Consider the following 17,770-nt stretch of genomic DNA (forward strand, 5'->3'; position numbering starts at 1 on the left):
GCCTACAGTAGAGGCGTAAGCTCGCGAGCGTCCTGCTGACTGTTTTTGTTATGCACTCTATCCGAATCACCTAAAAAGCTAGCAAGCGACATACTGTCAATATCGCAATGCCCGCCCTCCATTGGATACCAAAGAATATGAGCGCCATTGCTCTCGGCATGTTCAATCAATTGCTTAGAACCAGCCATGCAACCCCAATCGTCCTTTTTTCCACACGATAGATACAACGGACCTGCTGAGCTTAAGTCTTTACTATGCGCCACTTTCAAGGGGCTATTTTGATTCCAACTCTCCTTATTAGGATATAGGTAGCGCCCTATAAACAACATCATTAAACCTCGTTCCCATGAGGTATTAGAGTTATGCATATATTCTGCAATCTCATTGAATGATGCCTCTGGAGAAACTGTTGGAAGTGGAGCGCAAAGTGAAGCTGCCCCATCAAATAATGAGCTGGTATTTAGCCATGCTAGAATTGCGTTAACACCACCCATAGACTCACCAACAACGAGCCTCTTATCAATTTTTAAACTAAGTTTTGACTCTATCTGTGGAACAAGCTCACTCTGAAAATACTCAAGAAGTTGCTCTTTTTCTAGCAACCAAAGCGAACCAAATGAAATGCTGATTACCGTCGGCGGTTCCGACTTTGTCTTCGCCCATTGTCGGTACAAATCACCTGTGTAGTAAGTATCGTCATTCCACCACTTGGCATTGCCTCTGCGTCCATGAAAATAATAAATCAGGTCATCACTTTTGCTATTTGGTATACGATTAATGCAATACGACCAGTAAACAGGCGCGTCACTACTAAAACACTTCATTTCCAAACCGGAAATAGGAACAGGAGTGTACTCAAGCGGTTGAGATATGGATTTGGCTACTATACCAGGCCAATTCCAAAGCGAGATCGAGCCAACAATTATTGTTAGAACGATGGCCACGAATACAATGCCTGTTCGCCGTAAATATAATGCGCCTTTTTGCATTTAGGATATCCAATATCAATTCTAATTAAGCCTGAGTCACGACATGCTTAAGCCCATACGCATAACATTTTCCAGCACGGGCTGATGGCTGATTATGGCTTTTTCGATAACATGGCGAAGCCACTTCAAAAGGCGCAGGCAATTGACAGCCCTGTAGTGCTTAGCACTTGTTAGGCATTGTACTGCACTATTGAAAATGTATTGCTACTACAATCCACAACATGAGTCATTGTGCCGCCCCAATCTTGTTTTACTGGGACTCCTGTAAAAATGACACCATTTTCTTTAGCTGAGCCATAGAAGTTATTTATATCGCTTACTTCGAGGCTGAATCCGAGGTATTTACCACACTCAAATTCTCCTATTTCCTCAGGTTCTAGGAGAACCTGTACATTATCTAATTGGTAACCGATAAAACCTTCTGATTCGGAACCAAAAACTTTATTCATACCAAGTTTATTTGAATAGAAGAATTCCGCATCTTTCAGATTTTTACAGGGTATTCTGATCATTGAGAGTTTCATTTTTTCTCCGATTCAATTGGGTGCCTAATCGAGATAGGAAGAGACCTCACGATCCCCCTCCTCCCACACCACCGGGCATGCGGATCACTTGCATTAAAAATCACAAAATATCCAAAAAGAAACCATCACGTCATTATAATCGCTGGCAGAATAGCTGCAGATAGATACGCAAGTATCAGTCTCATAGTGAGCGATGCTGGCGGCCCTTATTATGAAACCGCACTTAACTACCATTTTTAATAGCATGCCTTAACAACCAAACTTTGTAACTGCAATATACAAACACTATTGAAAGGACTATATAAACTAGCGTAGTTGGGATGAACACCGCTCTTGTTAGATAAACCACATCCATGAGTACCAAACAAAGAGCTGCTTTCCCAGCCCAAACCAACGCATCTTCTCTTCCCGTCCGGTTCTCAGCAAAGCCTAATACGAACACATAGATCGAAATAGGAATCAAAACTAATAATATACCCAGAGCTATAAAATCCATCTAATAGCACTCATTTATAACGTTTTGGTAGATGGCGAGGCTAGTGAGTCCAGCGAGGAGGTCTTTTCCCGAGCGTATTTCACAAGCTTGTTAGCCATTAGACCTTTGTTGCTTTCGGTATTCTTTAAGCTGCTGATTTCTTATGCCATTTAATCTTTTGTGTCGTAAGACTTTGATGCCAATTACTACAATAAGCAAAAGAATTGAAACACCACTTACCGCATATCTAAAAGCATCCGATACATCAATAAGCCAAACAATACAGATTAAAATAAAAACAACTGAAGAACCCATGCCAATTATGCGTTCGTCCAAGTACTTTATCGACCACTTGCTATGACTAGAATGCTGATCTTTGCATGAAAGTCGCTTCCCTGAATTGTCGATATCTCGAAGGCCAATTCCTAATTCGTGATTACCTTCACCACCTGCGCCCATAATAATTCCTTTAGGATGGCTAACGTTTTGGTAAATGGCGAGCTTTAGCAAGACCTGCGAGGGAGTCTCTTTCCTGAGCGAATTTGACCACTTTGTTAAGTTTTATACTAACCAAAGAAAATCAAAACAGGTATTGAGGATGCGTAGGCGAGCCAATAATAACTTCCCTTTCCATCTAGATACTCTACAACTTTAAATACAGCAAAAGCGACTAAAAGAGAAAAAAATGCAGATATGAACAGATACCCACCTATGCCACTACTCATTAATCCTATGATAAAAGATCCGATTCCCCATACTATAGCCGAATTAGTAGCTTTGGATGTGTTAGCAAAGTAAGCCATAACAGCTAGTAGTAATATTATTTTCATTAAGACTTCCGTTGAAAATTATTTAATCTTAACGCCCGTAGCATGAGCGAGGAGCGCAGCGACAAGTCCAGCCCGAAGGGCGGTCATAGCTACGTTCGTTAACTGTTTTTGATTGCATTGTAATTTTCAATTGGGAACTCTGATCCCCATAACTCCTTGTACTCAGAGCTACCGATTGAATTTAGTATCTTATCTGCTTGATTTAGGAATTGGGATTTCAATCTCACCAAAGGTACTAATGTTCGAAAAACAACCTCTCCTTTCTCCCATGGCTCATCAACCATTTCGCGTTCAAATGAATAAACCACAACTTGAATTTCTTCATCATTTCTTAAAAATCGAATCTTAGTTCTTCCAGGTTCGTGCTCGAAAGCACACCCTTCTTCTTTACTGCCACTTAATAGCCTAAGTATGGAATCTGACAGGTCTAGGAAAGCATCTGAAAGGTAAGATATGTTGTAAATATGATGAGTCCCGTCAGCTGACTTGATTTCGGCGTCTGCCCAACCGTGATCTTCAATTTGGTATGTAAGTTCGAATTTCATAATTTGCAGTTAACGCCTGCAGCATGGGCGAGGAGCGCAGCGACGAGTCCAGCCCGCAAGGCGTTCATGGCTGCACTGGTTAAGTGTTGCTGTCAGCAATTGCACTGAGTTCGATATCCTCGTAAAAATAATGAACTTTGTATTTACCCGTATTATTAACTTCAAATAGACAGCCAATCCAAGGTTCGTTGCACTGAATGTGATATTGCTTCAATTCTTTTAGTAGGTTCTCAACAATTTGAACTTGAGCACGAGGATAATTTATAAACTTCTGTTGTGGCGGCGCCCCAACAAAACACCTAAAAGTTAAATGAGCACTATCTTCGAATATTTTTGAACCTACCCGTATGGTAGCCCAGTTTTCTGGAGCCATATCTGCGAGAGCCTGCGCGATAGGTTTATAGTAACTCTCCGCGTCTTTGGGCAGCGAAACCTTTTCTATATTTTTGCTTTTACTAAGTAATTTTTCGAACAGAGCTTTCATCGAGGTTTTCCGTTCCCTTTATACACTTAACGCCTTAATGACGCGCCCCGTCAGGGGTCGAGTTGATTAATTTGTTAGCATAATAACTTACTTTCCGTGATTTCCTTTAAATTATGATACGAATCATAATATTTAGATTCCCATGTTTTAGTTGGTATTGCCTCTACACCGACTTCATGGTCTTTTGCTTTTAATTCTATCCTCATGCCAGTGTAGCTATGAAAAACTGTTGCTTGCCACCAAGAAAGAGTGCCTAAGAATTTTTGAAATTCCTTAAACCACTCTTTATCTAGTCCATACATTTCATCATACGAAGCTGCAAAATGAATAACTTGAAATGTATTTATATGAAGCCGATGATCCAGAGGGGGTAACGTAAACATTGAGCGAAGAAGATATGCCCCATACTCTGGAAGCCCCTCTATAGCTAAAGTATTACTCACATGAATTTCACGTTCTTTACCACCGAATGAATGTGAAAGAATATACCCTGAAACTATGTCGCCCACATTAACTCCTTTATATGCTAACGCCTGTCAGCAGGGCGCACAAGGTACGTTCAGACTGGCTGGCTTTGTTATACGACATGTTCCAAATAGTCCTTGTATTCATCTTGGACTATTCCCTTATTGACGAAGCTTAGGCTTTCAACTTCGAGTCTATCTCTTAACTCATGGATCGAAGCGATTGTGAATTCTTGAGCTGGAAAGTCCCATTCTCCGCTTCTTGGTGGAAAGCTATAGATATCTAGGTAGTCTTCATCACCGACATCCACTGCTTCCCATATACGAATTTGAATAGTGTTTCCAGTTTTACTTAGAGAAAGCCACCGGATACACATTTTCTCTGCCTGAAAACCACCAAGAAATGCTTCGACTTCTTTACCTCGATTCAGTGAAGATTCTACTTCCTGCACTGTTAAATATCTTCGGCTCATTTCCTATCTCAGTTCGTATAACGTTCTGGTAAATGGCGAGCGCTAGCGAGCCCAGCGAAGGAGTTTCTTTCCCGAGCGAATTTCACCAACTTGTTAGGCTTTTGACGAAACCCTATAGGCTAGCTCAGGGTTGATGAAATATGCACCTAAGAAGCCAATACCCGAAGCCCCGAAAAATACGATTGGCATTAAAGTATGATCTGGCAGGCCAAAAATAAGGTGATAACATACACCTGTGAAACCACAGCTTAAACCAAAGGCAACCATTAGAAAAAATACATTTACGTAGGAACTAACCTTACTCATAAAAGGTGAGCTAGGTTTAAATACGAGTTTGGTAATGAAAGCCAAAACTAATGGTGCTAAAAGACCAAATAATAGGACCTGTAATACCAATTGATCAGGGAAAACAGGAAACATCTCTTGGTTTATCAAGCTTGGTACTTGAGCAACGCCCAAAATTATTCCAACTACAATTCCAACTTTTTCACTTTGATTAAAGTTCATGATTTTTGCGATCGGTTACCGGCACTTGTTAAGTTTTGGCTAGCCTTGAACATAAAACCTCAACTATGCCAGCCGTATTAAAATTTAGTTTGTAATGATACCAACTCTCATCATTCCAAGCCTCTCCTTGCCGAATATGCTCCTTTACCCAATCTGAGTCGTGAACAATATGGCAAGAATCGAACCTTTCGGTTTCCGATAGTTCGTACTCTGCATTTTGAAATTTGAATCCTAATGTATTCTCGAATTTGATAGAAATATGTTGCTCTCTCCAGTCCGTGAACTCCAACACTAGATCTACACCATCAAATTTAAATTTGATGCCTTCGGCGTCCGCGACGGAAAAGCCTAAATCAACTATTTCTACGACTTCGATCATAACTCTCCGAGAAACTTAACGCCTCGCTTAACCAGCGCAAAATAACAGGCTAGAATTAGCGACGAAGGAGCGCAAGCCTGTTATTTTGCGTCCTTTGCAGTTAAAGCCTTTGTTAGGTGTTTTAACACCTACCTGCGTTGCTTAGCCTTTTCTTGACGCAACGCTTTGCGTTCTTGTTTATTTGGAATATTTTCACGATCGGAAAGGGCTTCTTTTATATCTTGATAAGCCTGTTTCCATTGCTGAGTGTTTTTATACTCTATTTCATTATATGAAGACTCTCGATATTGATCCGACAATTCAAACGACTCTTCACATTCTAACAATGCATGCCTTCGACTCATAAGTGTCCCTGCACGCATCTTATCTAAATCTAATTTAGATACAACCCCCGGTCATATAGATGCTATGCCCCTATTCGTAACTGATATTTTCTATAGCCGCCCAGCCAGACTTCCCTGCGCATTCACCATTCTCAATTTTAACTTTGCGCCACATATCTACCCCAGCATGAGCAGACTTTTCACCTGACAAAGTCACGGATGCTCCAGAAATAGCCATACAAACATGCTTGTTTGAATCGGTCGCGGCCATAAGATTAGGTTCAGAAACGACCAAGACCGAGCCATATTTTGGATTCTTTAATACATACGATTCATGATCGGATTGGGAAGAACCACCTTGGTTGATATTGATTGTTCCGTTATTTTCTCCAATCACGTTGTTTTGATTGCCGTTAGTATTTTGATTAATAGACGTGGCTTCTGTAGCAGTAAATGCCACTACCAAACCAAGTATTGAAGCAAGTGATCCCCAAAAACTGATTTTTTTCATTGCTGATAACTCCCTGTATTTTTTATCAACTCGAACCCCTACATTTTAATGCATAGACATAATGACTCCCCACGAAAGAGTGCTGACCTCCAATTCGTGGGTTAGCTATGCCAGAGCCATAATATAGTTTTTCGACGACGATAAATGGGGATCAGCACCATGAAAAACGATAGCATACTTTTTGTCGGCTTAGATACTCACAAAGTGCATACCGAAGTCGCCTATGTTATTGATGGCAGAGAGAATTCACCTCAACGCTTCGGTAAAATACTGACCAACAAGCAAGCCTTCATATAGCTGGCTCGACAGCTCCAATCACTTTCCTAATTCAAACAAGTCCAAACGCCACCCTGCACTTTGTCTATGAAGCGAGCCCTTGTGGTTATTGGATCTACCGTTTGCTCACATCCCTTGGTCACTGCTGTTATCTTTTTGCACCATCTCTGGTTCCTAAGAAGCCAGGACAACGTGTCAAAACAGATAAGCGCGATGCCCTGATGCTCACTCAACTTCTGAAGAATGGTGACATCGATCCTATCTATGTGCCGGAGCCTGAAGATAAAGCCGTTCGCGATTTATCCCGTGCACGTGAAACCGCGATGCGAGATTTAAACGACACTAAGTACCAACTTCATGCCTTCTTATTAAGAAACAACATCAGATATGCAGGTACAACTAACAGGTCTTTAAAGTACATGCGTTGGTTAACCGAGATGATTCTTCCTCATCCTGCTCAGCAAGTCGTGCTTCAAGAGCTTGTTCAAGCCATTAACGAACGGATGCACCGCCTTCAGCGGTTAGATAACGAATTAACTCATCAGGTGACAAAGTGGCGTTACTATCCCGTAGTAAAAGCCATTCAAGCCCTACGGGGCGTACGACTACTGGTAGCGACAGGCGTGGCGATCTCTCTCGTTTTGACCATCCAATAAAGTTAATGAGCTATGTAGGATTAACTCCGACCGAACATTCTTCTGGTGGATCCCGTAAACTCGGTGGCATTACCAAGTGTGGAAACTCCCGTGCTCGACGACTCTTAGTCGAAGGCGCACACAGTTATCGGTATGCCGCCAATATATCTAAGGAACTCCAGATTCGACAGGAAGGATTGCCCAAACAGGTCATTGATACGGCATGGAAAGCGCAACTCAGACGGTGTAAACGCTATCAAAAGTTAATTCAGCGCGGGAAAAATCGCAGTGTGGTCATTACTGCAATAGCCCGAGAGATGATCGCGCCGTTCGTTTAAATGAAAGCTGATCAATCTCACGAGAAGTGGTTCTTCCTAGAATCGCCCCGAAAACACGCTTAGCGAGAATACCTGCATGAACGGTTTAGAGTCAGCGCATTGGATCAAGCAACGGGTGTGGTGCAATCACCAACGGCGTTAGGTTGGCTATGAAGTACAAACTTTATAGATCCGCGAACATAGACTGAAGATAGTCGCAGTGAAGCTGGCACCACGACGTAATTAATAAAGTTGGATAGGCCTCGAAAGAGGCAACCCACGAATATTACCGGGGAGGCGATCCTCCATGAGAACCGTCGAAATTACTGGCTTCATCCTGTGCGTTGGCTCGACTTTATTGAAATGATTACGGCATACTAAAAGAAAAGTGCCTCGGCTAGCTCTGTGCCACTTGACGTGGGGAGTCATACCAACGCCGCCAGCACAGGCCGAAACTGCGAAGCAGTTGAGGTCCAGCGAAGCGAGCATGGCTGGCCTTGTTAGGCTGCATATTTATTGATAATTTCCCAAATCGTTGACGAGCACTTTGCGCGCAATGCTTTGAGTGACTCGATGTCTTTAGGATAGCCCCATTCATAAGGCGATTCTTCGAACCACATTGCATTTTGATAAGCGTCCCATAGGTCTCCGTGAAGCTTGTACTCTTCATGGAAGAAGCCAAGTTTAAACCCAAATTCTATTTCACTGATGTTGCCTGCTTTTGCTAGCGAAGCGTAGTACTCGGCAGCATGCTCTAAAGCTTTTTGATTTGTTAACGAGTCCAAGTTTAGTAGCTTTAAACAAGCTTCAAATAGTGGTTTCAGGTTACCAAGAGTCTTATCGGTTTCTATGGCGAGCATAAGTATTTGCTCTTCTTCGGCACCTGACTCAAGCTCAGCCATGGCAACATCAACCATTTTCTCGCTGGGTAAAACCCCTAATTTGTAAAGACCGGCTGCTTGTGGGAAGTTCATGATTAAAGCCTAACGATTAAGCTAACGGGCGGCCAAAAGCGCAGCTTTTGGACGTCCAGCGAACGAAGTGAGCGACAGTTGAGCGCATTGTTAGAGGCTTTAACCGAAGAAGGTGTGTTCGATTTTTAATTGTGTTCCACGTAGCTTCAATAGGTACGCTCTATTGGTGGTTAGATTGATATCTTGATCGGTATAATTTGCTTTAAACAAAAACAAAGGCAGTTCATCATCGCCATTTTGGAGTATTTCGATGCTCGATAAATTGTTCCAAATATGATCTGGACTGCTGCTTGAGCTGCAAGGCTGGTAAAAACCTGCAGGATTTGACCAGTACTTCTCGTGAATGGATTTTTTGTTTTCAATTAGAGGAGCTAGCTCATCATGGTTGTAGTCTTCACCTTCCATGATTTTGGCCTCCTCCATTTCGATATTGAGTATTTCACTGTAGTAGCTGTGCATGGTTGCTATTACAGCTCTTTCTATCTGATCATATATTTCAGGTAAATTATTAATTCTGTCGATTAATTTTAGTGCGTCACTGATTTCCATGTTTGCCTCTAACGCCTTGCTTTGCGGGCTGAGCGCAGCGAAGCTCCGCAACAGCAACTGGTTATGTGTTTACACACCATCAATGATTGAGGTAATTTTTCCATTTGAATCAACCATTATTTGAATCGGTATCTCATGAAACATACTTTTCAATTTAATAGAATCGCCTGAAAGTTCGTAAATGAGTTTAAAGAACCATGAATCTTTTTTGGCTTCTTTAATATTTTCATTTGCTTGCTCTACATAGATAACTATTAGAGAACGATTACGATTTCTAGACTTTCCTATAGTCGATGCTGTAGAGGGCTCCCAATCGGAACCCATTATTATCATTGTCTCGTTATTGATATCCGATAACTTCAAGGGTGTGCCATCACTTAAATTGACCATGCTTAGGTCATTGTTCTCTAACCACTCAAAGACATCACGATTGCTATTATCGTTTGCTAAAGGATAGCCTCTACTTTCGATTACTTTCATATCTGCTTTTGCCGCTGAAATTGAAAGTAGAATTACCATAATCCAGCGCATTCTCTCTCCTTACACATAGACATAATGATTCCCCACGAAAGAGTGCTGACCTCCAATTCGTGGGTTAGCTAAGCCAGAGCCATAATATAGTTTTTCGACGACTATAAATGGAGATCAGCACCATGAAAAACGATAGCATACTTTTTGTTGGCTTAGATACTCACAAAGTCCACACCGAAGTTGCCTATGTCATTGATGGCAGAGAAAATTCACCGCAGCACTTCGGTAAAGTCCTGACCAACAAACAAGCCTTCATAAAGCTGGCTCGACAGCTCCAATATAAATACCCAAACGCTACCCTGCACTTCGTCTATGAAACTGGCCCATGTGGTTACTAGATCTATCGTTTACTTACTTCTCTAGGCCATTGCTGCTATCTCGTTGCACCTTCCATGATTCCTAAGAAACCGGGTCTACGAGTGAAAACCGATAAACGCGACGCCCTAATGCTCACTCAACTTCTGAAGAATGGCGACATTGATCCTATCTATGTGCCTGAGCCTGAAGATGAAGCCGTTCGTGATCTATCACGTGCTCGTGAAACCGCCATGCGAGATTTAAACGATACCAAGTACCAACTTCATGCCTTCTTATTAAGAAACAACATCAGGTACGGAGGTACAACCAACTGGTCTTTGAAACACATGCGTTGGTTAACAGAGATGATTCTTCCTCATCCTGCTCAGCAAGTGGTGCTTCAAGAGCTAATTCAAGCCATTAACGAGCGCATGAATCGGCTTCAACGGTTAGATAATGAACTCACACATCAAGTGATGAAATGGCGTTACTATCCCGTAGTAAAAGCCATTCAAGCCCTACGGGGCGTACGACTGTTAGTGGCTACGGGGGTGGTTGCCGAACTCGGCGACCTCTCTCGTTTTGACCACCCAAGAAAGTTAATGAGTTATGTGGGCTTAACCCCGACCGAACATTCGTCTGGGGGAACCCGAAAACTCGGAGGCATTACCAAGTGTGGAAACTCTCGTGCCAGACGACTCTTAGTCGAAGGGGCGCACAGTTATCGATATGCCGCCAATATCTCTAAGGAACTCCAGATACGGCAGGAAGGCTTACCAAAAAGCGTAATTGATATGGCTTGGCAGGCTCAACTTCGATTATGTAAGCGTTACCAGCGGCTCATGAAACGAGGCAAACATTACAACGTGGTGGTTACCGCCATCGCACGCGAAATGATCGCGCCGTTCGTTTAAATGAAAGCTGATCAATCTCACGAGTAGTGGTTCTTCCTAGAATCGACCCAAAAACACGGTTAGCGAGAATACCTGCATGAACGGTTTAGAGTCAGCGCATTGGATCAGGCAACGGGTGTGGTGCAATCACCGACGGCGTTAGGTTGGCTATAAAGTGAAAACTTTATAGATCCGCGAGCATAGACTGAAGTAAGGCACCACGACGTAATAAGTAAGGTTGGATAGGCTGATTCTACGAATCAGTAACCCACGAATATTACCGGGGAGGCGCACCTCCATGAGAACCGTCGAAATTACTGGCTTCATCCTATGCGTTGGCTCGACTTTATTGAAATGATTAAGGCACTAAAAGAAAAGTGCCTCGGCTAGCTCTGTGCCACTTGACGTGGGGAGTCATACCAACGCCTTTAGCAGCGGCCGCAGTGTAGGCGCGAAGCGCCGAAACGGAGGTCCAGCCCCGCAGGGGCGATGCTGCCTAAACTTGTTAAAATTTTACTCACGCAGAATCCCCCCTTTTTCTGCCTGATAGAAGATTGTCTGTATCTAGAGTTTCACCTTCGTAATTCCCCTCAATGAATAGGGAAGGTGTAGAGTAAAAGAAATCTTCTTCCAAATGTACGATGGAGTGATTTGTATAATGGTGTGTTTCATAGAGCCGGAATACGTCACCAGGCAAAAGCTTTCCTTCTACTAATTCATATTCGAAGCGTGAAAACCTTTGGCCATTTTTCTCTTCGTTGGTAGATTTTATAATTTTGAATTTGGCCATGTGATTTTAACGCCTGCAGCTGCGGCCGAGCGCAGCGAGGTCCAGCCCAAGGTTTCCTTGGGCGATGCAGGCTGCACTTGTTAACTGTTTTTTTGGCACGAACTCTCCAATGCAGCAGCCAATTTGTTAAGTATTATCTTTGCTGTCACGCGCTGTTGATCAGGAACGTCATTACCGGCACCACTGTAGAAAAAGCTTATGTTTTGTGATTTTGACTGAGGATGCTTTATGTCTAGATGCACAACGCCTGATATCGTTTCTATAAAGTATCGATCAAACTCTGGTTGTTTATGTTGCCCCAAGTCCATTTTTACGACCCCAAGGACATCATCTCTTTCAATCAAAGCACGGATACAAGATTCATTGAGCGGACCGACTAAATTCAAATCAGGTTGAACCATCCACATCGGAACAGGACAGCCCACCAACATCAATGAAAGAACAAGTAGTGCTATGTTTTTGATTACCATATTCATACAGTTAACGCCACCAGAAGCGGCCGAGTGTAACGAGGTCCAGCGAACGCAGTGAGCGATGCTTGCTGGCCTTGTTAAATTCTTTATTTGGCATGATGCTTGGCTACCTTACCCTCAGAGTTGGTGGTTGTAATCAAAATACCACCAACTTCGTGAGAATATTCAGTGTGAAAGAATACCTTGCCTGCATAGTACTTAGTAAGCGACTTTACTTGACCTGATTCGCATATCGTTTGCTTATAGTAAGCCGCGCCACTTTCATGCCTTTGCTTTGCTTCAAATTCCGTTAGTGGTTCGCCAACAGAAGCGGGCACTGTTTTGAGACCAGCCCATGCAAAATAATTACTAGTGATGTTTTCGCAAGCAAAGCTTTTACCTGAGAGTAAAAACATACCGATTGTTAGAATGAGCTTGTTATTCATAGGGCATTTAACGTTTTGGTAAATGGCGAGCGCAAGCGAGTCCAGCGAGGGAGTTTCTTTCCCGAGCGAATTTCACCAGCTTGTTAAAGGTTGCTTTACACATTAGCTGTATGCCTTAAGCATAAAATATAAAAATGCATAAAAACCAAAAATGAGCACACAAGTAATTATGGCTACCTGCCGTTTTTCTTCTTTAGACTCATTGCCCCCGTTTACACCACGAATTTTAAATAATAAAACTTTAAGCTTGCCGGCAGGAAAAACTTTAAACAGCCCCCAACTTATTAGTGCTATTAGTGGAAATATAAGCAATAGAAACAATTTGCTTGGAAGATATGCTTCCATTCTTAGTGACCTTTAACGCTGGCGGCAACGGCGGCCATCCAGACGCGAAGCGGCTGGTTGGACGTCCGGCCCCGAAGGGGCGGATTGCCCGCCCTTGTTAAGTGGCGATGTACGCGCTGTACTCTTCTTGAACATCCTTGTCGATCTCCACGCCGGAATTCCCGCCGTACAGACGGTCATTCTGATCTTTTCGAGGACCGGATATCCAAAAATGATCTCCGGACTCTGTTTCAAAGTAGTTAGCCTTAAACCCACTACCCTTGAGGCTCTGAAACTTCATGCCTTTATAATAGAGCGTTTTACCAGACTTGGAAAAGTAGACCCTACCTATACGAGCCTCACCCTCTAGGCCTTCAGATTTGTCTTCGATATACATTATCTTTGACCGAGATAGCCTGAACTCTGAAGGCAACTCCTCATCATCATGGTTTTGTTCTTCTTGCTTTCCGAGATGCCTGGACATAGTGGCCACTTAACGCCTCAAACACCGGCTTGGTGAAGTTGGCGGCTTTTTTGGAACAAAAAAGGTGACAGCTTTACCAAGTCCGCGTGCTTTGACTTGTTAGGCATTCTCGACCTCTATTTGCCATACAAATTCGTGATCTGTACCTTTCTTTAGAACTTCAATAAATGTGGTTACTTTCGCTCTCCTGCCAACTCGATAGTGCTTCATATTTCTTCTCCGGTTGGCGACGCAGGTGTACGAATAAGTACCTCCGTTATCCAGTTTTAACGTGAATCCTTCAGCCTCATTATGCATACCTGTGAAGTGAATATCGTCAATGATTCCCTCATAAGTCTTGCTAGGTACTTTGCCACTATAAATATTCTCCCACCATTCAGGTGAGCCATATAAACCATAAACACCCTTCAAACCTAAAAAAGGCTTACTGTCATCGAGGGACAGCTTCTGCGTCTTTTCAACTCGTGAAGGATCGTCTTCATGCTTAATTTCCAGTGAAAATATTTTCTTCATGGCTACTTCTGCCTAACGCCTGGCTTTGCGAGCGAGTGATACGAGTCCGCAACAGCCGCTGGTTAAAATTGGCTATTTATATCCGGTTAGCTCTAAAAGCTCATACACCTTAACTTCCGGTTCCCAAGGGCTATAATCGCGGACAGTTTCTGAACAACGAAAATGCCCAGATTTGCCAGAGGCATATAACGTATGTAGAAGAGAAACTAGCTCTTTATAGCGCACATGATTTTCTTTCAAAAAACATCCCTGACCATTAGACAGAATTATATTCACTTGAAGTGAATTAATACCGAGCTTTTCAATTGTATTCTTACCGTTTACCACCCAAGCTGATACCTGCATTGAACACAGTAACAAAAAAGCTGCGGATATTAATTTTGTTTGCTTCATAACTACTCCTTAGTTTTAAATTTTAACGCCGCGTTAACCGCGCGAGCCGAAGGCGAGTCCGGTTGAACGCTTGGTTATGCATTAATTACGATCCTTTTGTTCTTGAATTTCTAATAGCTCTTTAACGAAGCTTGTTTTTATTATTTTTCCAAATGGAATCCTAGTTCTAACCTGAGGCGCATCATCGATAGGTAATGTTGCCTGCGCGCTTACAATACCAACCAACTTTCCATCCTCTATTATTGGCCCACCACTATTCCCAGGATAAATGCTCATATCACACCAATAGAACGGGAGGTTTTCATGAAGCATTGAGACCTTACCCCATGAGAATACAGGTAAAGAAAAATGACTCGATGACCAATGAGCAGATGCAGGGTGTTGGCTTACTTGCCCTAAAACAGCCGTGGCACTAGGAAAGCCAACAGTGAACACTTCGGAACCTTCAGATATCGGAGCGTCAGCAATTAAGCTTGACTGTATTGGTTTATAACCTAGCTCAATCAATTGATCAGCAAACCTTTTATCTCTTTGGTCAAGCGAGACAAGAGCTAAGTCAAGGTCGGGGTTTGAAAACGTATATGGTGCTCCACTGGTTGTACCAGCACCTAAATTCATTAAAAACTCTCGATTGCAATCAATTCCGTCTGATTGAACCTCATCAATAGATGGCACTCTGAAAATAATATTAAAAACGTTATTTAATGCTGCTTCATTTGCTCGTTGAAGAATGAACTCTCGTGAGTGTTCAGGCCACTCTGATGCTCGTTCTTGTTCTTCTCTAAGCTCACGATCTGAAGATACCTGATCAAAAAGAACATGCCGCGCCGTTAGTAAATACCGCCGATCATTATGAATAATAAAAAGTGCAGTACCATGATATCTCAGATCGCGACTTCTGCCTGAAATCTCTTTAGCAAAATCTTCATGTGTTATTTCACCACTATCCAGGCTTTGCCTTAACTCATCCATTCGTTTTTTTCTATCATAGAAATGCTCACTATCTGTAGCGCATTCCAGATGGACAACAGCCTTCTTCCATTTTTGCAAAGATGAATCATAAGAAGAATCGTTTTTGTTTCTCATTTTTCTTGCCCTAGCTCGCTTAACATCCCTTCTAGCTTTTACATTCTTTATTTTTCGTTTTGTTATTTTTGCTTTATCTGAGGACATAATTAGGAACTTCCTTTTAGTGCATAACGCCTCAAACAGGGGCGCACGTGGTGCGTCCCGCCCGAAGGGCCTCGCTGCTTTGACTTGTTATATTTCACTGGCACGCACCAGCTTAAAATCAATTGGCATTTGCGACACAATTCTTTTCATTGGCTCTACTTCATTTAGATTTGGGAGCTCAAGAAGATAGACATAGTCTTTTTCTGCCTTTTCATGATAACCCTCACCTTCTACGAAGTTTGGGTAGATACGAATAGCGCATTTAGGATCTTGTGCATATTCACCCCACCAACCACTTTCATGATCTTCGAAATCTACGCCCAGAGCTTCAGCTACCACTTCCTTTATGTAATCGTAGCTTTCCTCTTTTGTTGCATATGTTAAGTAGTGACTCATAATCTTGAGAAAATATAACGCCCGGCGCAGCGAGCAAATTGAAGCGAGGCACGAGCGGAAATTTGATCCGGCTGCCGCCGCTTGTTATGAAAGCCCATAGAACAGACCAACTGCTATAAGAACACTGCTAACGACCCCGACAGCTCTATGAAACTGCATGAGCTTTGGGCTGCGCTTTACAAGGAATGCCAAGTAAGAGCCCAGCCAGCCAATAACCCCAAATATGCCTAGGTTCACTAAAATTGCAGCAACTCCCTCAACCTCAAATGCATTCCCAAACTTGTCTCCATACACAGCCCTACCAGACAGCAGGTTATCGAACGTAAGGAATAACAGAAGGCCCACCACAAAGAGAACGGGGATCATTCCGGCCATAAATATGAAGTTGGGTCGTTTACTCATATTCATAACGCCTTGCGAATGGGCGAGCGACGCGCAGCAAAGCGAGTCCAGCCCCGGGTGTTTTTCCGGGGCGAACATTGCGCAACTGGTTATGTTTTATTTGTTGCACGTTGCCCCCCTATATAAGCCAAGAATAGAAGCATTGGGCCAAGCCACAAATACAAGGACACCATCACGAACTGGCTGAACATATGCGCTTCTGATAGTGCCGAAATTATAAGAAGAATACCAAATAGTATTGCTGAGAGTGGTACAGGCTGTTTTTTGAGGTAAAGGATTAACGCAAACGGAGGTATTAGAACCAGGCCGATTACGCGACCGAGATGGGCATAATTAATTTCAGTGAAGAATTCCATGGATGCCATTAACAGCAACAAAGCCATATAAATTGCTAAGTAAGCCCATGAAAGTATCCGAATCGTTTTGCTCATGATTTTTTAAACATAACGCCGTGCTTTGCGCGCGAGCGAAGCGAGTCCGCAAGAGCACTTGGTTAGGCATTTATTAATGACGTACTGTATCGGCACTTTCATTTTGTCCTCTGATTTCAGGATGACCTAATGATTGAAAGTAGAAATCTCTAGAGTGCAAAATTTGATTCAAATACTTCTCGGGATCTTGCTTTCCTTTTACGTCGAGAAAAAACAAGTTTCCACCGGCGCATGCTATGCCAATATACTTAACACTGCGCATCCAAGTTCCGAAGGATGCTAGCAAAAACCAAACTAACGAAAACAAAATATCACGAGACGTTGCTGGTGGTCGGCCAGCGCCTTCAGAATAAAAGTAAAAGTCATATATATTGATTAAAAATAATGCGCCAAAAAACACGCAAATAATCAGGTAGAGTTTCGATAGGTTGAAGGATTTAATTACCTGGTCAGATATATGCTCATAAGGTATGACAGTTTCGTATGTATTAAATAAATCCTTTTCTTTTATTCGAACTCCATTTGGAAGTATTTCTGACTCAATACTTAGCGCAATCCGTTTTTGTTGAAATACCATTTAGTTTCCCTTAAGTGCCTAACGCCTGGTTTAGGGGCGACCGGAGCGTAGCGTAGGCCGTCCCAGCCGCGTCTTTTGCGGCGACCCTAAAACCACTTGTTATGCGATTTCTTGGCTTTACACCGCTTCTTTAATCAAAACTACCCGAACCTGGGGTTTCCCACCTTTTTGTTGGGCTTAATCTGATTTTTTGATAATGAATGCTGGCACTTTTCTTCAGTAGCCTTTAGTGCCCCACCCTATTTCATCTATTCATGAATCAGTGCACCCTCATTGGCCGCACCTTGCGATTCCTATTTTCCAAGTTCTTCAGAATCTTGTGCGATTTTCATTCGCTTTATTCTGCATAACAGTTTAGTGTTTATACGCACGCGGAGCACAGCGTATAAACCTCTGTTGGACTGCGCCGCTTC

27 protein-coding genes and 2 pseudogenes are annotated in these 17,770 nt (G+C 42.7%); 2 read left to right on the forward strand and 27 right to left on the reverse strand.

What is annotated here, in order from left to right; translation table 11 throughout:
* Positions 1-2: 2 nt before the first annotated feature.
* From ACFOEK_RS20645 to ACFOEK_RS20700, 12 genes are all read right to left on the reverse strand, one after another.
* The gene (locus ACFOEK_RS20645) at positions 3-989 is read right to left on the reverse strand and encodes an alpha/beta hydrolase-fold protein (protein ID WP_386723385.1); all 987 of its coding nucleotides are present in this window, start codon (positions 987-989) and stop codon (positions 3-5) included.
* 170 nt (positions 990-1,159) lie between these two features.
* Positions 1,160-1,513 (reverse strand): VOC family protein, encoded by a 354-nt coding sequence (locus ACFOEK_RS20650; protein ID WP_386723386.1) that lies wholly within the window; start codon positions 1,511-1,513, stop codon positions 1,160-1,162.
* 586 nt (positions 1,514-2,099) lie between these two features.
* Positions 2,100-2,447, reverse strand: a complete 348-nt coding sequence (locus ACFOEK_RS20655; RefSeq protein WP_386723387.1) for a hypothetical protein — start codon at positions 2,445-2,447, stop codon at positions 2,100-2,102.
* Positions 2,448-2,554: 107 nt separating this feature from the next.
* Positions 2,555-2,818: a hypothetical protein gene (locus ACFOEK_RS20660; protein WP_386723388.1), complete on the reverse strand. Its 264-nt coding sequence runs from the start codon at positions 2,816-2,818 to the stop codon at positions 2,555-2,557.
* Positions 2,819-2,916: 98 nt separating this feature from the next.
* Positions 2,917-3,363 carry a hypothetical protein gene (locus ACFOEK_RS20665; protein ID WP_386723389.1) on the reverse strand — a complete coding sequence of 149 codons (447 nt, stop codon included), beginning with the start codon at positions 3,361-3,363 and terminating at the stop codon, positions 2,917-2,919.
* 79 nt (positions 3,364-3,442) lie between these two features.
* On the reverse strand, positions 3,443-3,847 hold the full coding sequence (locus ACFOEK_RS20670) for an immunity protein YezG family protein (RefSeq protein ID WP_386723390.1): 405 nt from the start codon (positions 3,845-3,847) through the stop codon (positions 3,443-3,445).
* Between the two features lie 74 nt (positions 3,848-3,921).
* Complete coding sequence (locus ACFOEK_RS20675; protein WP_386723391.1) at positions 3,922-4,356, reverse strand: hypothetical protein; 435 nt, start codon at positions 4,354-4,356, stop codon at positions 3,922-3,924.
* A gap of 68 nt (positions 4,357-4,424) precedes the next feature.
* On the reverse strand, positions 4,425-4,763 hold the full coding sequence (locus ACFOEK_RS20680; RefSeq protein ID WP_386723392.1) for a hypothetical protein: 339 nt from the start codon (positions 4,761-4,763) through the stop codon (positions 4,425-4,427).
* Between the two features lie 114 nt (positions 4,764-4,877).
* Complete coding sequence (locus tag ACFOEK_RS20685) at positions 4,878-5,291, reverse strand: hypothetical protein (RefSeq protein ID WP_386723393.1); 414 nt, start codon at positions 5,289-5,291, stop codon at positions 4,878-4,880.
* A 28-nt stretch (positions 5,292-5,319) separates the two neighbouring features.
* Positions 5,320-5,670, reverse strand: a complete 351-nt coding sequence (locus ACFOEK_RS20690; RefSeq protein ID WP_386723394.1) for a hypothetical protein — start codon at positions 5,668-5,670, stop codon at positions 5,320-5,322.
* A gap of 128 nt (positions 5,671-5,798) precedes the next feature.
* Positions 5,799-6,014 carry a hypothetical protein gene (locus tag ACFOEK_RS20695; RefSeq protein WP_386723395.1) on the reverse strand — a complete coding sequence of 72 codons (216 nt, stop codon included), beginning with the start codon at positions 6,012-6,014 and terminating at the stop codon, positions 5,799-5,801.
* Positions 6,015-6,084: 70 nt separating this feature from the next.
* Positions 6,085-6,504: a hypothetical protein gene (locus ACFOEK_RS20700; protein WP_386723396.1), complete on the reverse strand. Its 420-nt coding sequence runs from the start codon at positions 6,502-6,504 to the stop codon at positions 6,085-6,087.
* A 159-nt stretch (positions 6,505-6,663) separates the two neighbouring features.
* Here ACFOEK_RS20700 and ACFOEK_RS20705 point away from each other — a divergent pair.
* Positions 6,664-7,833: pseudogene (locus ACFOEK_RS20705) on the forward strand (IS110 family transposase).
* 399 nt (positions 7,834-8,232) lie between these two features.
* On the opposite strand, the gene ACFOEK_RS20710 reads toward ACFOEK_RS20705, so the two are convergent.
* From ACFOEK_RS20710 to ACFOEK_RS20720, 3 genes are all read right to left on the reverse strand, one after another.
* On the reverse strand, positions 8,233-8,706 hold the full coding sequence (locus tag ACFOEK_RS20710) for a hypothetical protein (protein WP_386723397.1): 474 nt from the start codon (positions 8,704-8,706) through the stop codon (positions 8,233-8,235).
* A gap of 99 nt (positions 8,707-8,805) precedes the next feature.
* On the reverse strand, positions 8,806-9,255 hold the full coding sequence (locus ACFOEK_RS20715) for a hypothetical protein (RefSeq protein WP_386723398.1): 450 nt from the start codon (positions 9,253-9,255) through the stop codon (positions 8,806-8,808).
* 69 nt (positions 9,256-9,324) lie between these two features.
* The gene (locus ACFOEK_RS20720) at positions 9,325-9,786 is read right to left on the reverse strand and encodes a hypothetical protein (RefSeq protein WP_386723399.1); all 462 of its coding nucleotides are present in this window, start codon (positions 9,784-9,786) and stop codon (positions 9,325-9,327) included.
* A 122-nt stretch (positions 9,787-9,908) separates the two neighbouring features.
* Between ACFOEK_RS20720 and ACFOEK_RS20725 the strand changes: the two are divergent.
* Positions 9,909-11,077: pseudogene (locus ACFOEK_RS20725) on the forward strand (IS110 family transposase).
* A 416-nt stretch (positions 11,078-11,493) separates the two neighbouring features.
* On the opposite strand, the gene ACFOEK_RS20730 reads toward ACFOEK_RS20725, so the two are convergent.
* The 12 genes from ACFOEK_RS20730 to ACFOEK_RS20785 all read right to left on the reverse strand — a co-directional run bounded on the left by ACFOEK_RS20730 (position 11,494) and on the right by ACFOEK_RS20785 (position 17,357).
* Positions 11,494-11,766: a hypothetical protein gene (locus ACFOEK_RS20730; RefSeq protein ID WP_386723400.1), complete on the reverse strand. Its 273-nt coding sequence runs from the start codon at positions 11,764-11,766 to the stop codon at positions 11,494-11,496.
* A gap of 80 nt (positions 11,767-11,846) precedes the next feature.
* Positions 11,847-12,242 carry a hypothetical protein gene (locus tag ACFOEK_RS20735; protein ID WP_386723401.1) on the reverse strand — a complete coding sequence of 132 codons (396 nt, stop codon included), beginning with the start codon at positions 12,240-12,242 and terminating at the stop codon, positions 11,847-11,849.
* An 83-nt stretch (positions 12,243-12,325) separates the two neighbouring features.
* Positions 12,326-12,664: a hypothetical protein gene (locus tag ACFOEK_RS20740; RefSeq protein WP_386723402.1), complete on the reverse strand. Its 339-nt coding sequence runs from the start codon at positions 12,662-12,664 to the stop codon at positions 12,326-12,328.
* A 102-nt stretch (positions 12,665-12,766) separates the two neighbouring features.
* The gene (locus ACFOEK_RS20745) at positions 12,767-13,009 is read right to left on the reverse strand and encodes a hypothetical protein (protein WP_386723403.1); all 243 of its coding nucleotides are present in this window, start codon (positions 13,007-13,009) and stop codon (positions 12,767-12,769) included.
* Positions 13,010-13,106: 97 nt separating this feature from the next.
* The gene (locus ACFOEK_RS20750) at positions 13,107-13,472 is read right to left on the reverse strand and encodes a 1-deoxy-D-xylulose-5-phosphate synthase (protein ID WP_386723404.1); all 366 of its coding nucleotides are present in this window, start codon (positions 13,470-13,472) and stop codon (positions 13,107-13,109) included.
* Between the two features lie 99 nt (positions 13,473-13,571).
* Entirely contained in the window at positions 13,572-13,985 is a 414-nt protein-coding gene (locus ACFOEK_RS20755; protein ID WP_386723405.1) for a hypothetical protein, read from the reverse strand.
* A 72-nt stretch (positions 13,986-14,057) separates the two neighbouring features.
* Complete coding sequence (locus ACFOEK_RS20760) at positions 14,058-14,378, reverse strand: hypothetical protein (RefSeq protein ID WP_386723406.1); 321 nt, start codon at positions 14,376-14,378, stop codon at positions 14,058-14,060.
* Positions 14,379-14,459: 81 nt separating this feature from the next.
* A complete protein-coding gene (locus ACFOEK_RS20765) occupies positions 14,460-15,551 on the reverse strand; it encodes a trypsin-like peptidase domain-containing protein (protein ID WP_386723407.1) in 1,092 nt (363 codons plus the stop codon).
* A gap of 87 nt (positions 15,552-15,638) precedes the next feature.
* Entirely contained in the window at positions 15,639-15,947 is a 309-nt protein-coding gene (locus ACFOEK_RS20770; RefSeq protein WP_386723408.1) for a hypothetical protein, read from the reverse strand.
* A gap of 84 nt (positions 15,948-16,031) precedes the next feature.
* On the reverse strand, positions 16,032-16,349 hold the full coding sequence (locus tag ACFOEK_RS20775; protein ID WP_386723409.1) for a hypothetical protein: 318 nt from the start codon (positions 16,347-16,349) through the stop codon (positions 16,032-16,034).
* Positions 16,350-16,438: 89 nt separating this feature from the next.
* Complete coding sequence (locus ACFOEK_RS20780; RefSeq protein WP_386723410.1) at positions 16,439-16,780, reverse strand: hypothetical protein; 342 nt, start codon at positions 16,778-16,780, stop codon at positions 16,439-16,441.
* 73 nt (positions 16,781-16,853) lie between these two features.
* On the reverse strand, positions 16,854-17,357 hold the full coding sequence (locus ACFOEK_RS20785; protein ID WP_386723411.1) for a hypothetical protein: 504 nt from the start codon (positions 17,355-17,357) through the stop codon (positions 16,854-16,856).
* Positions 17,358-17,770: the final 413 nt, after the last annotated feature.

The organism is Litoribrevibacter euphylliae (assembly GCF_042646085.1).
GTDB classification, from domain to species: domain Bacteria; phylum Pseudomonadota; class Gammaproteobacteria; order Pseudomonadales; family Litoribrevibacteraceae; genus Litoribrevibacter; species Litoribrevibacter euphylliae.